The organism is Pseudomonas fluorescens (assembly GCF_902497855.1).
Lineage (GTDB): Bacteria > Pseudomonadota > Gammaproteobacteria > Pseudomonadales > Pseudomonadaceae > Aquipseudomonas > Aquipseudomonas fluorescens_BI.
Window position 1 is genome coordinate 267,530 of sequence record NZ_CABVHU010000007.1, and the last position, 11,928, is coordinate 279,457.

Genomic DNA, 11,928 nt, shown 5'->3' on the forward strand with positions numbered 1-11,928 from the left:
CCATGCTGCTGCGTTTTACCAAGATGCACGGCCTGGGCAATGACTTCATGGTCCTCGACCTGGTCAGCCAGCACGCGCACATTTTGCCCAAGCACGCAAAGCAATGGGGTGATCGGCACACGGGAATCGGCTTCGACCAGTTGCTGATCGTCGAAGCGCCGAGCAATCCGGACGTGGATTTCCGTTATCGGATCTTCAACGCCGACGGCTCCGAAGTGGAACAGTGCGGCAATGGGGCGCGCTGTTTCGCCCGTTTCGTGCTCGACAAGCGTCTGACCGCGAAACGGCAGATCCGCGTCGAAACCAAAAGTGGCATCATCGAGCTGGATATCCGCAGCGACGGACAGATCGGGGTCAACATGGGCGCGCCGCGCCTGGTGCCGGCCGAGATTCCGTTCGATGCAACGGAACAGGCCCTGAGTTATCGGGTTGACGTCGAGGGTACTGCGATCGAATTGGCCGCCGTGTCCATGGGCAACCCCCATGCCGTGCTGCGGGTCAGCGACATCAACAACGCACCGGTGCATGAACTGGGACCGAAAATCGAACACCATCCGCGCTTTCCGTCGCGGGTCAATGTCGGTTTTCTCCAGGTCATCGACCGCAATCGTGCGCAGCTGCGCGTCTGGGAACGTGGGGCCGGGGAAACCCAGGCTTGCGGAACCGGCGCCTGTGCTGCCGCAGTGGCCGCGATCAGCCAGGGGTGGATGGATTCGCCACTATTGATCGACCTGCCCGGCGGGCGCCTGTCCATTGAATGGGCAGGCCCTGGCGAACCGGTGATGATGACCGGCCCGGCAGTACGCGTTTATGAAGGACAAGTGCGTCTTTGAGAGAGTCAAATCCATGAAAGATAAGCCTCAGGTTCCCGCCCTACAGCCCGACGAATCCCCTTCCGAAAGCCTTGAGGCGGCGGCTATTGCCGCGTACCTGGAGGCTCATCCGGATTTTTTCGTCGACCACGAAGAACTGCTCCCGGCCTTGCGCATTCCCCACCAGCGCGGCGACACCGTATCGCTGGTGGAACGCCAGATGACCATCCTGCGCGACCGCAACATCGAATTGCGTCATCGCCTGTCGCACTTGATGGACGTGGCCCGCGACAATGACCGTCTCTTCGACAAGACCCGCCGCCTGATTCTCGCGCTGATGGACGCCACCAGCCTGGAAGACGTGGTGATCAGCGTCGAAGACAGCCTGCGCCAGGACTTCCAGGTGCCCTTTGTCAGCTTGATCCTGCTGGGTGACAACCCGATGCCGGTCGGCCGCTGGGCGACCCATGAAGAGGCGCAGACGGCCATTGGCGGCCTGCTCTCGGAAGACAAGAGCGTCAGCGGCAGCCTGCGTGAGCACGAACTGGACTTCCTGTTCGGCGAAGAACAACGCAAGCAGATCGGCTCCACCGCAGTCGTCGCCATCAGCCATCAAGGCATCCATGGCGTCCTGGCCATCGCCAGTCGCGATCCGCAGCACTACAAGAGTTCGGTGGGCACGCTGTTCCTCAGCTACATCGCCGAAGTCATGGGCCGCGTGCTGCCACGGGTCAACAGCTCCCTGCGCCCGGTACGCTGATCGTGGAACGGCAACTGGAGGCTTACTGCGAACACCTGCGCAGTGAGCGACAGGTGTCGCCCCACACGCTGTACGCCTACCGTCGCGACCTCGACAAGGTGCTGGGCTGGTGCGCCAAACAGAACATAGACAGTTGGGCCGCCCTGGACATCCAGCGCCTGCGCAGCCTGATCGCACGCTTGCATTCCCAGGGCCAGTCGTCGCGCAGCCTGGCGCGGCTACTCTCGGCAGTGCGCGGGCTGTATCACTATCTGAACCGCGAAGGTCTTTGCGACCACGATCCGGCCAACGGTCTGGCACCGCCCAAGGGCGAACGCCGCCTGCCGAAAACCCTCGATACCGACCGCGCGCTGCAATTGCTAGAAGGCGCGGTGGAAGATGACTTCCTGGCGCATCGGGACCAGGCGATCCTGGAATTGTTCTATTCCTCGGGCTTGCGCCTTTCAGAGCTCACCGGGCTCAATCTCGACCAGCTGGACCTGGCCGACGGGATGGTCCAGGTGCTCGGCAAGGGCAGCAAGACGCGGCTGTTGCCCGTCGGCAAGAAAGCGCGCGAAGCACTGGAGCAGTGGCTGCCATTGCGGGCCATGGCCAATCCGGCGGACGATGCCGTGTTTGTCAGCCAGCAAGGTCGCCGCCTCGGCCCCCGGGCGATTCAGGTACGGGTCAAGGCCGCTGGCGAACGCGAGCTGGGACAGAACCTGCACCCGCACATGTTGCGGCATTCCTTTGCCAGCCATTTGCTGGAATCCTCACAGGATCTGCGAGCGGTACAAGAGCTGCTCGGCCACTCGGACATCAAAACCACCCAGATCTACACCCACCTGGACTTCCAGCACCTGGCGACGGTCTACGACAGCGCCCATCCACGGGCCAAACGCATTAAAGGCGATGATTCATGACCATCAAATTGATCACCTTCGACCTCGACGACACCCTGTGGGACACCGCGCCGGTGATCGTCAGCGCCGAAGCCATCTTGCGTGAATGGCTGACCGAACACGCACCCAAACTGGGCGCGCTGCCGGTGGAGCATCTGTGGACGATTCGTGAACGGATTCTGAGCAGCGAACCGAGCCTCAAGCACCGCATCAGCGCCCTGCGTCGGCGTGTGCTGTTCCACGCGCTGGAAGAGGCCGGCTACGACCATGGCCAGGCTTCGGATCTGGCCGACAAGAGCTTTGAAGTGTTTTTGCATGCGCGGCATCAGATCGAAGTATTCCCCGAGGTCGAACCGACACTGGAGACCCTGGCCAGGCACTACGCCTTGGGCGTGGTCACCAATGGCAACGCCGATGTGCGCCGGTTAGGGCTGGCGGATTACTTCAAGTTTGCGCTGTGCGCTGAAGACATCGGCATCGCCAAACCCGACGCGCGACTGTTTCATGAGGCGTTGCAACGGGGTGGGGCAACGGCGCAGACGGCCGTGCATATCGGCGATCATCCGGGTGATGACATTGCGGGTGCCCAGCAGGCAGGGTTGCGGGCGATCTGGTTCAACCCGGCGGGTAAGGTGTGGGAAGCGGATCGTTTGCCGGATGCGCAGATTCGCAGCTTGAGCGATTTGCCGGCGTTGCTGGCGCGGTGGAACGCCGGCTCGGCCTGAACCCCAACCCGACAAACACCGCAAAACCCCTGTAGGAGCTGGCTTGCCAGCGAAGGCGTCCTTTCAGTAATCCATGTATCGACTGACACACCGCCTTCGCCAGCAAGCCGGCTCCTACAAGGGATTGCGCCAGGCTCTGGCATGTTGTTGCGCCCATGAAAAAGCCCGCAGCGACGGCGGGCTTTTTCAGCAAGCAAGGCAGGCGCTCAGATAGGCCGGCTACCGTACTTGTTGTCAGGCTTCTTGGGAGGATCGGCGACCACATTGGCCTCCACTTCCTGCACCTTGCCGCCGCGCGCAAGAAACTCTTCCATCGCCTTGGCCAGGGCGTCGCGTTCCTTGTTCTTGGCTTCGACGCTCGGCAGCTCATCGACCGACACCGCAGCCTTGGCCTTGCCTTTGGCCGTCGGGACGGGCGTATCATCGCCGTCGTCTTCGGCGACGTCTTCCGCCGCCACTTCAAGGCTTTCTTCGGTTTCGTCGTCGTCGCCTACTTCGAGGTCGTCGTTTTCCAGATCATCGTCGCTCATGTTCTACCTCATGACTTGCGAAAAGCAGATTAGTTATAGCCCAGCTTTGCCGTCTGTCGACGGCTGCCGGAAAAAATTCAACCGCCGTTGATGTCCAACGGCTTATTCCCCTTCACCGTGCAAGGTGGCGAGGACTTTACGGGCACCGCCATGATCACGGTGCTCGCCCAGATAAACGCCTTGCCAGGTCCCCAGCGCCAATCGGCCTGCCTGAATCGGCAAACTGATCTGACAGCCAAGCACGCTGGCCTTGAAGTGCGCCGGGAGGTCGTCCAGGCCTTCGTCGTTATGCTCATAGCCGTCCGTTCCTTGTGGGATCAGACGATTGAAAAATCGTTCGAAGTCGCGACGTACCGCCGGATCGGCGTTCTCGTTGATGGTCAACGACGCCGAGGTATGCTGTAGCCACAAATGCAACAGACCGACCCGACATGCCTTGATTTCAGGCAGGCCGGCGAGTAACTCGTCCGTTACCAGATGAAAGCCCCGGGGCCTCGCCCGCAGGGTAATCAGAGTCTGTTGCCACATACAGTTCTCCGCACGTTCGGGGCGCATTCTAGCGCGCTCTGGGAAAAAACAAAGGCCCTAATATTCCTTCAATCATGTAAGCCATTGGCCGCACAAAAACACGCTGCGTAAACGTCACGAAACCTGTACGAAAAAACCTTTCAGCTGCTCCTTCACTGACAAACTCCAGACAAAAAAATGCCCGGCAAGCCGGGCAAATTTTTAGGCGCGTTCTTACAAGTTGTAGCCGCGCTCGTTGTGGAGTGCCAGGTCGATGCCGACGGCCTCTTCTTCTTCGGTGATACGCAGCCCCATGACGGCGTCCAGGACCTTGAGGATGATGAAGGTGACGATCGCGGTGTAGATCACGGTGAAACCCACCCCCTTGAGCTGGATCCAGACCTGTGCACCGATATCGGTCACGGTGCCGAAACCACCCAGGGCCGGAGCGGCGAAGACACCGGTCAGGATCGCGCCGAGGATACCGCCAATACCGTGCACGCCGAAGGCGTCCAGGGAATCGTCATAGCCGAGCTTGCGTTTCAGGGTGGTAGCGCAGAAGAAGCACACCACGCCCGCCGCCAGACCGATCACCAGTGCGCCCATCGGGCCCACGGTGCCTGCGGCCGGCGTGATGGCGACCAGACCCGCTACCACACCCGAGGCGATACCCAGTGCGCTTGGTTTACCGTGGGTGACCCACTCGGCGAACATCCAGCCCAATGCGGCAGCGGCGGTGGCGATCTGGGTGACCAGCATCGCCATACCGGCAGTGCCGTTGGCCGCCGCAGCGGAACCTGCGTTGAAACCGAACCAGCCGACCCACAGCATTGCCGCGCCCATCAGTGTGTAGCCGAGGTTATGCGGTGCCATCGGGGTGATCGGGAAGCCTTTGCGCTTGCCCAGTACCAGGCAGCAGATCAGACCGGCCACACCGGCATTGATGTGCACCACGGTGCCGCCAGCGAAGTCGAGCACGCCCCAGTCCCACATCAGGCCGCCGTTACCGGACCAGACCATGTGCGCGATCGGTGCATACACCAGGGTGAACCAGATGCCCATGAAGATCAGCATGGCGGAGAACTTCATCCGCTCGGCAAAGGCACCGACGATCAACGCCGGGGTGATGATGGCGAACGTCATCTGGAAGGTGATGAACACCGCCTCAGGGAACAGCGCCGCAGGACCGGTCAGGCTCGATGGCGTGACACCGGCGAGGAATGCCTTGCCCATGCCGCCGAAGAACGAGTTGAAGTTGACGACGCCCTGCTCCATGCCGGTGGTGTCGAACGCGATGCTGTAGCCATAAATGACCCACAGAATGCTGATCAGGCCGGTAATGGCGAAGCACTGCATCATCACGGAAAGAATGTTTTTCGACCGAACCATGCCGCCGTAGAACAGCGCAAGGCCGGGAATAGTCATGAACAGCACGAGGGCTGTCGAGGTCAGCATCCAGGCAGTGTCACCCGAATTGAGGACTGGGGCCGCCACTTCGTCTGCCGCCATGACCAGGCTGGGCATTACGAGGGACAACAGGGCTCCTAGCCCTGCGAATTTACGCAGAGTCATATTGTTTTCTCCTGGGGCGTTGGGGTGGTGGCGGCTTAGATTGCGTCGGTATCGGTTTCGCCGGTACGGATGCGAATCGCCTGTTCCAGATTGACCACGAAGATCTTGCCGTCACCGATCTTGCCGGTGTTGGCCGCCTTGGTTATCGCCTCGATAACCCGATCCAGATCCTTGTCGTCAATGGCGACATCGATTTTCACCTTGGGCAAAAAATCGACCACGTATTCCGCGCCGCGATACAGCTCGGTGTGACCCTTCTGCCGGCCGAAGCCTTTGACTTCAGTAACGGTAATGCCCTGCACGCCGATCTCGGACAGCGACTCGCGTACGTCGTCCAGCTTGAACGGCTTGATGATGGCAGTGACTAGCTTCATGAAAACTCTCTCCCGAATTGGTGGACTTGCCCCAGGAAAACAAACCCGACTCAAGTCTAAGCGCAGTGCCTGGCTTTGTAACGCATCGTCGGCCTTACCTGCCCGTCCGACGCCAGCTAACCGCTCCTCACGAAACTCCCCGCTCCGCTTGGCGCACTGCATTCGTCACGGCGACTGCATCAGTGCATGGGTCACTACCGTCTAAGCAGAAAGCTTGCCATCTCCACAAAAACCCATGAATTCAATGGCTTGATCGCAACCACCCGACCCTGCGCCAGAAGGGTCCGCCGAATACGCACAACAACAGTGCGATACCGTCCGTCCCCATGCGCGAAAAGCGTGCATCCCTGCAGTCGGGATTGACTATAGACACTGCGTGATACACTGCTCGCCATTGTTTCCAGGACATTTCCCATGCTCGCGCCCAAAGACTTCCTCGACGCCCTGAGCGGCACCGCCTCCCGCCTCTTCAGCGGCGACAACCCACTGCCGAAAAGCGAAATCGAAAGCCAGTTCAAGGCTTTGTTGCAGAGCGGCTTCAACAAGCTGGACCTGGTGAGCCGGGAAGAGTTCGACAGCCAGATGATCGTACTGGCACGGACCCGGGCACGGCTGGAGAGCCTCGAAGCGAAAGTGGCCGAGCTGGAAGCCAAGCTCAACCCCCCCACCGAATAACCCCTGATTTGAAATGCAGCCCCCTGTAGGAGCTGGCTTGCCAGCGAAGGCGGCCTATCTGCCAACAGAGAGGTAGAAGCAGTCGAAGGCTCAGGCCGCGTCCTCGGACGATCTCCTGATCCTACGCCCCGCAACCATCTCAGCAACGTCCTACAAACATCACCACCGCCGTCCGATTGCGCCGCAAAGCCCAGGTTCCTAAGCTCACCCAATGCTGAATGTTCAGCACTGGGTTTGGCGACCCGGAAAGCTTAAGGCGCACGAAGACCATCGACTCGAGTCATGGCGGTTGTGCGTGGGAGACCTTCGGGTCTGCCGGGTTCCTTTTGCTCCGGTTCGCCAACCCGCGTACAGCTGCCACCCAATTGTTTGGCGACGATTGCTGGCAGCCTTTTCAAGCAAAAGGAGCTGTATCAATGAATAACGATGACACTTATCTAACCCCCCACATCTTCACCCGCCACAACCTCCACCTCCACGCCCTCCTCCTGCAAAACCAACCCTGGTTCAGCGCCCGCGACCTCGGCCGACTGCTACGCCTCTTCCTCGACGAACGCACCCTCCGAAAACTCGACCCCGACCAACGCCAAACCGCAAAAACACTCACCCACGGCCGCATCGAAAACACGCTGCTGATCAGCGAATCCGGCGTCTACGCGCTACTGGTCTATCACTACTGCCCCGAATACCGAGCCCTGCGCGAATGGCTGACCCACGATGTGGTGCCAGCCCTCAGAGACGCCCAGCACCCCACCTCAACCGAACGCCCGATTTTGAGCCGGCTGAATTGGCCGCAGATGTCGTTGAGCCTGCTGCATTGGAACAACCAGCCATGGATTCGGCTGCAGGATGTTCCGCACGTACTACCTGAAGGAGAGCAACCACGACGCGCAGTCGTTACTCCATGGTGGAGAAGAGCTTCGCGGATGCTGCAAACGCTCTAAATAAAAAACCCCACGCTTTCAACGTGGGGTTCTTCGTTCAACAAGAAGCATCAGGCGCAGTGCGCAAGCCGCTCAACCTGATCCCGTATCGCAGCCCCTCGCTCAATCTCGGCTTTGCGCAAATCGTAAGTCGATTGCAGGTTCAGCCAAAACTCCGGGGTAGTATCCAGACAGATAGATAGCCTTAGCGCCATATCAGCGCTGACACCCCGACGCTGAAGCACGATGTCGTTCACCGTAGGTGTCGACACGTTCAACGCTCTGGCCAGAGCGGCAGCCGTAAGGCTCAAAGGCTCCAGATATTCCTCTTTGAGGATCTCGCCAGGATGCACCGGGCGCATACCATTCTTAGTCATTACTCACCTCAGTGATAATCGACGATTTCGACATTCTCAGGTCCATTAGGACCCCAAACAAAGCAAATTCGCCATTGAGCGTTGATTCGGATGCTGTACTGACCGTCTCGATTACCTTCCAGCGCCTCCAAACGATTGCCTGGCGGTGATCGAAGGTCCCTCAGCACGGCAGCATCATCAAGCATCGTCAGCTTTCGTTCCACGACACTCAGAATGGCTGACCACATACGGGTCTTACCGTTGCGAAACAGGTACTCGGTCTCAGAACACTTAAAGCTAACGATCATAATTTAAAGCTTAACGTTATGCATTAATCTTGAGTGTATAACCTGAATTCATAAAAGCAAACGTGCTGCTTTGACTCTCGACCTCCCGTACGAAACTTTAGGAAAAGGACTACCTGCGCCCTTCGGAACACCGTCGAAATCCAGACTATTCCTACAACAAAAAGCTCCAGCTCCCATTGCATTAGAACCGTGTCCACCCCTTAAGCTGACTGACCTAAAAAACCAATGCACACATTCAAAAGAGATCGTTATGAAACCCAAAAAGCGAAAAGCCAGGCTGTTACTCGTCGCTGAATACCATGCTGAGGCACGTCGACTAGCGGGCAACCTATCAGCCAATCAACGCCGCTTTTTTAATGTCGCGGCTGCTCACGGCAAAGAACTTGAGCCCAGTGGCCCGCTTGCCGGACCAAGGGCCTGAGGGCCCGTGCAGAATCGCCGCCTGCCTGGCAGTTTTTTGCTTCCGAATTAGCTCACCGACACTCGCAACATTCTGCGAAGGTTTGGCACCTGCCCCGCCACGCTAAATCGCCGCCTCTCGACTACCCTTAAAAAACCGCAGGAAGCGGTCCTCGTGTCAGCTCAAGGAACGACCCATGTCCCTCTCCATTGTCCACAGCCGCGCCCAGATTGGCGTGGATGCCCCCGCCGTCACCGTGGAAGTCCATCTGGCCAACGGCTTGCCATCCCTGACGATGGTCGGTTTACCCGAAACAGCCGTGAGGGAAAGCAAGGACCGCGTGCGCAGCGCGATCATCAATTCGGGTCTGCAATTTCCGGCGCGGCGCATTACGTTGAATCTCGCTCCCGCGGATCTACCGAAGGATGGCGGCCGATTTGATCTGGCGATTGCCCTGGGGATCCTGTCGGCCAGTGTCCAGGTGCCGACGCTGACGCTGGACGATGTGGAATGCCTTGGGGAATTGGCGCTGTCCGGTGCAGTGCGGGCGGTTCGCGGTGTGTTACCGGCGGCATTGGCCGCGCGCAAGGCCGGACGGACATTATTGGTGCCGCGGGCCAATGCCGAGGAGGCGTGCCTGGCGTCGGGGTTGAAGGTGATTGCGGTGGACCATCTGCTGGAAGCCGTTGCGCATTTCAATGGCCATACGCCCATCGAGCCATACGTTTCGGATGGCTTGATGCATGCCAGCAAACCCTATCCCGACTTGAACGATGTGCAGGGCCAACTCGCGGCCAAGCGTGCGTTGCTGATTGCGGCGGCGGGCGCGCATAACCTGTTGTTCAGCGGGCCTCCGGGGACGGGCAAAACACTGCTGGCGAGTCGCCTGCCGGGGTTGTTGCCGCCATTGGCAGAAAGCGAGGCGCTGGAAGTCGCTGCGATTCAATCGGTCGCCAGTTGTGTGCCGTTGAGCCATTGGCCGCAGCGACCGTTTCGCCAACCCCATCACTCCGCTTCCGGGCCGGCCCTGGTGGGCGGCGGCTCGAAACCTCAACCCGGTGAGATCACCCTTGCCCACCATGGCGTGCTGTTCCTCGATGAACTCCCGGAATTTGACCGCAAGGTATTGGAGGTACTGAGGGAGCCATTGGAATCCGGCCACATCGTGATTTCCCGCGCCAGGGACCGCGTACGCTTTCCGGCGCGGTTTCAGCTGGTCGCCGCGATGAATCCCTGCCCCTGTGGATATCTTGGTGAACCGAGTGGTCGCTGTTCCTGCACACCGGACATGGTCCAGCGTTATCGCAATAAACTGTCGGGACCGCTGCTGGATCGCATCGACCTGCACCTGACCGTCGCACGGGAGGCCACGGCGTTGAATCCTGCCTCGAAATCCGGTGACGACACGGCCACCGCCGCGCAACTGGTTGCCCATTCACGAGAACGACAACAAAAACGCCAGGGCTGTGCGAACGCGTTCCTTGATCTGCCGGGCCTGCGCAAACACTGCAAACTATCCACAGCCGATGAAAACTGGCTGGAAACCGCCTGCGAGCGTTTGACCTTGTCCCTGCGAGCCGCCCACCGCCTGCTCAAGGTAGCGCGCACTTTGGCGGACCTTGAGCAAGTCGATGGCATTCGACGCGAACATTTGGCTGAGGCGCTTCAATACAGGCCGTCGAGCCCTGAATAGTTCAGTCGAGGAAGCCTTCAGCGAACCGAAATGAAGAATGGTCCAGGTGTCATCCCTTGGTGAGATCCACCAACGGCGTCTGCCGCACTTCGGTTTCCCGCCCATCCTGAATCTCGCTCACCCGCTTCAACGCCTGATCCACGGCACCTTTATCCCCCAACAAGCTATAGCTGATCCGGAACTGCTTCTGCTCCTTCGGCCCAATCGTGGGCACCAGACCCAGTGGCCGCTGATACCGGCGGTTGTAGGAAAAGCTCGTTCCCGGCTCAAGACCCGTGACATAGCCCTGCCCTTGGGTATCGGTGTTTTTCCACAGGGAGAACACGGGCAGCGTTTGAGTGTTGAAGCCGACCGAGACACCCAGGCTGCCTGCCTTGTTATGCAGCACGGTCAGCGTATCGCCCTTGGCGTCGGCATAGGGCACGACGTTGTAAACCGTTTCGTCGTAGTCCTTGGTCGGCGCACGGTAGGTTTGCCAGTCCGGCAGATCGCCTTTGGCCTTGTCGTTGAATGGCGATACTTGTTTCACCGGCGCGACGAAGCGGGCGCCCTGCTCGAGGAATGGGGTGCTGAAGTTGCTGTGGTACAGCGCCTGGTGTTCCTTTGAATAGTCGCCGTTATTGGTCAGGGTGTCGTTGAGGCTGAAGCTCACGCTGCCGGGTTCGGTGACCAGTTCGGTCGCGACGGAGAAGTCGACTTTCTTGAACGCCTGCTCTTTCAGCTCGCCGCGCAGGCTGATGGCGTACGGCGGTTTTTCGTCGATGTGCAGGGTGACTTTATTGGCCGGGATGTTGGCCGCGCGGCCGTGGAGGGTCAGGAGTTCGCCATTGTCCATGCCGGGGTGGCCGACCCATTCGTAGCCGCAGCGGGTGACCAGTTCGTTGAAGCCTTCCAGCCAGCCCAGGCCGCCGCGACCGTTGAGCTCGATGAAAGATGGATTGACCACTTCCTTGACCGGCGAATCCCAGCCCATGCGCACAGTGCCGACCGAGGCTTGCAGCACGTTCATTCCTCGTGTCGGCACCACCGAGAGTTTCATTGTGCCGTTATCGATGTCGACGATGCTGACGCCTTCCTGCCGACCGCCGTGCAAGGTGCGCAGGGTCACGGAGAAAGGTTTGTCGGTTTTCACGCCGAGTTGCTGGCTGGTGATCTGCCAGTTCTGGGCGGCCTTGTCGGTGTCGAGCAAGACGTAGTCCCAGGCCATGGCGTGGGAGGCGGCGGACAATGCGCCGAGGCTAATGAGGAGTTTGAGCGGGGTCATGGCAGGAGCCTTTCTTGGAGTTGTGCCATTTTTATAGCCTTGCTGAAACGATTCATCAAGTCCTATAAACAAGATTAAAAAAGACGTGGCGATTCGAAGCTTTGCGTTAATTCAGAACATTGAAGCGATTCCATCGCGAGCAAGCTCG

Annotated in this window: 14 protein-coding genes; 7 read left to right on the forward strand and 7 right to left on the reverse strand. The window is 59.5% G+C overall.

What is annotated here, in order from left to right; genetic code table 11:
* Positions 1-2: 2 nt before the first annotated feature.
* From dapF to F8N96_RS16550, 4 genes are read left to right on the forward strand one after another with little or no spacing between them, the layout of a single operon-like run.
* Complete coding sequence (dapF, locus tag F8N96_RS16535; RefSeq protein ID WP_150798698.1) at positions 3-833, forward strand: diaminopimelate epimerase; 831 nt, start codon at positions 3-5, stop codon at positions 831-833.
* A 13-nt stretch (positions 834-846) separates the two neighbouring features.
* Complete coding sequence (locus F8N96_RS16540) at positions 847-1,572, forward strand: DUF484 family protein (protein WP_150765571.1); 726 nt, start codon at positions 847-849, stop codon at positions 1,570-1,572.
* 2 nt (positions 1,573-1,574) lie between these two features.
* The gene (xerC, locus tag F8N96_RS16545; RefSeq protein ID WP_150798699.1) at positions 1,575-2,474 is read left to right on the forward strand and encodes a tyrosine recombinase XerC; all 900 of its coding nucleotides are present in this window, start codon (positions 1,575-1,577) and stop codon (positions 2,472-2,474) included.
* The gene (locus tag F8N96_RS16550; protein WP_150798700.1) at positions 2,471-3,178 is read left to right on the forward strand and encodes an HAD family hydrolase; all 708 of its coding nucleotides are present in this window, start codon (positions 2,471-2,473) and stop codon (positions 3,176-3,178) included. The genes xerC and F8N96_RS16550 overlap by 4 nt, the downstream gene beginning before the upstream one ends.
* Before the next feature lie 206 nt (positions 3,179-3,384).
* On the opposite strand, the gene sutA is transcribed toward F8N96_RS16550, so the two are convergent.
* The 4 genes from sutA to glnK all read right to left on the reverse strand — a co-directional run bounded on the left by sutA (position 3,385) and on the right by glnK (position 6,161).
* Entirely contained in the window at positions 3,385-3,708 is a 324-nt protein-coding gene (gene sutA, locus F8N96_RS16555) for a transcriptional regulator SutA (protein WP_150798701.1), read from the reverse strand.
* Between the two features lie 102 nt (positions 3,709-3,810).
* Positions 3,811-4,236: a secondary thiamine-phosphate synthase enzyme YjbQ gene (locus tag F8N96_RS16560; protein ID WP_150798702.1), complete on the reverse strand. Its 426-nt coding sequence runs from the start codon at positions 4,234-4,236 to the stop codon at positions 3,811-3,813.
* Between the two features lie 213 nt (positions 4,237-4,449).
* On the reverse strand, positions 4,450-5,787 hold the full coding sequence (locus F8N96_RS16565) for an ammonium transporter (RefSeq protein WP_150765566.1): 1,338 nt from the start codon (positions 5,785-5,787) through the stop codon (positions 4,450-4,452).
* 35 nt (positions 5,788-5,822) lie between these two features.
* Complete coding sequence (gene glnK / locus F8N96_RS16570; protein WP_002555808.1) at positions 5,823-6,161, reverse strand: P-II family nitrogen regulator; 339 nt, start codon at positions 6,159-6,161, stop codon at positions 5,823-5,825.
* A gap of 414 nt (positions 6,162-6,575) precedes the next feature.
* On the opposite strand from glnK, the gene F8N96_RS16575 reads away from it, so the two are divergent.
* On the forward strand, positions 6,576-6,836 hold the full coding sequence (locus tag F8N96_RS16575) for an accessory factor UbiK family protein (protein ID WP_150798703.1): 261 nt from the start codon (positions 6,576-6,578) through the stop codon (positions 6,834-6,836).
* A 416-nt stretch (positions 6,837-7,252) separates the two neighbouring features.
* Entirely contained in the window at positions 7,253-7,780 is a 528-nt protein-coding gene (locus tag F8N96_RS16580) for a Bro-N domain-containing protein (RefSeq protein WP_150798704.1), read from the forward strand.
* A gap of 50 nt (positions 7,781-7,830) precedes the next feature.
* Here F8N96_RS16580 and F8N96_RS16585 read toward each other — a convergent pair whose 3' ends face one another.
* Positions 7,831-8,136 carry a HigA family addiction module antitoxin gene (locus F8N96_RS16585; RefSeq protein WP_007980826.1) on the reverse strand — a complete coding sequence of 102 codons (306 nt, stop codon included), beginning with the start codon at positions 8,134-8,136 and terminating at the stop codon, positions 7,831-7,833.
* An 8-nt stretch (positions 8,137-8,144) separates the two neighbouring features.
* A complete protein-coding gene (locus F8N96_RS16590; protein ID WP_150798705.1) occupies positions 8,145-8,423 on the reverse strand; it encodes a type II toxin-antitoxin system RelE/ParE family toxin in 279 nt (92 codons plus the stop codon).
* Between the two features lie 596 nt (positions 8,424-9,019).
* On the opposite strand from F8N96_RS16590, the gene F8N96_RS16595 reads away from it, so the two are divergent.
* A complete protein-coding gene (locus F8N96_RS16595; protein ID WP_150798706.1) occupies positions 9,020-10,516 on the forward strand; it encodes a YifB family Mg chelatase-like AAA ATPase in 1,497 nt (498 codons plus the stop codon).
* A gap of 49 nt (positions 10,517-10,565) precedes the next feature.
* Here F8N96_RS16595 and F8N96_RS16600 read toward each other — a convergent pair whose 3' ends face one another.
* Positions 10,566-11,780, reverse strand: a complete 1,215-nt coding sequence (locus F8N96_RS16600; RefSeq protein WP_150798707.1) for an aldose 1-epimerase family protein — start codon at positions 11,778-11,780, stop codon at positions 10,566-10,568.
* Between the last annotated feature and the right edge of the window lie 148 nt (positions 11,781-11,928).

What these genes read in the sequence shown, in the direction of transcription:
- dapF (WP_150798698.1), top strand. Translation starts at nt 3, where the DNA reads ATGCTGCTGCGTTTTACCAAGATGCACGGCCTGGGCAATGACTTCATG.
- F8N96_RS16550 (WP_150798700.1), top strand. Translation starts at nt 2,471, where the DNA reads ATGACCATCAAATTGATCACCTTCGACCTCGACGACACCCTGTGGGAC.
- F8N96_RS16560 (WP_150798702.1), bottom strand. Translation starts at nt 4,236, where the DNA reads ATGTGGCAACAGACTCTGATTACCCTGCGGGCGAGGCCCCGGGGCTTT.
- F8N96_RS16540 (WP_150765571.1), top strand. Translation starts at nt 847, where the DNA reads ATGAAAGATAAGCCTCAGGTTCCCGCCCTACAGCCCGACGAATCCCCT.
- F8N96_RS16575 (WP_150798703.1), top strand. Translation starts at nt 6,576, where the DNA reads ATGCTCGCGCCCAAAGACTTCCTCGACGCCCTGAGCGGCACCGCCTCC.
- F8N96_RS16580 (WP_150798704.1), top strand. Translation starts at nt 7,253, where the DNA reads ATGAATAACGATGACACTTATCTAACCCCCCACATCTTCACCCGCCAC.
- F8N96_RS16590 (WP_150798705.1), bottom strand. Translation starts at nt 8,423, where the DNA reads ATGATCGTTAGCTTTAAGTGTTCTGAGACCGAGTACCTGTTTCGCAAC.
- F8N96_RS16595 (WP_150798706.1), top strand. Translation starts at nt 9,020, where the DNA reads ATGTCCCTCTCCATTGTCCACAGCCGCGCCCAGATTGGCGTGGATGCC.
- F8N96_RS16600 (WP_150798707.1), bottom strand. Translation starts at nt 11,780, where the DNA reads ATGACCCCGCTCAAACTCCTCATTAGCCTCGGCGCATTGTCCGCCGCC.
- F8N96_RS16565 (WP_150765566.1), bottom strand. Translation starts at nt 5,787, where the DNA reads ATGACTCTGCGTAAATTCGCAGGGCTAGGAGCCCTGTTGTCCCTCGTA.
- sutA (WP_150798701.1), bottom strand. Translation starts at nt 3,708, where the DNA reads ATGAGCGACGATGATCTGGAAAACGACGACCTCGAAGTAGGCGACGAC.
- F8N96_RS16585 (WP_007980826.1), bottom strand. Translation starts at nt 8,136, where the DNA reads ATGACTAAGAATGGTATGCGCCCGGTGCATCCTGGCGAGATCCTCAAA.
- glnK (WP_002555808.1), bottom strand. Translation starts at nt 6,161, where the DNA reads ATGAAGCTAGTCACTGCCATCATCAAGCCGTTCAAGCTGGACGACGTA.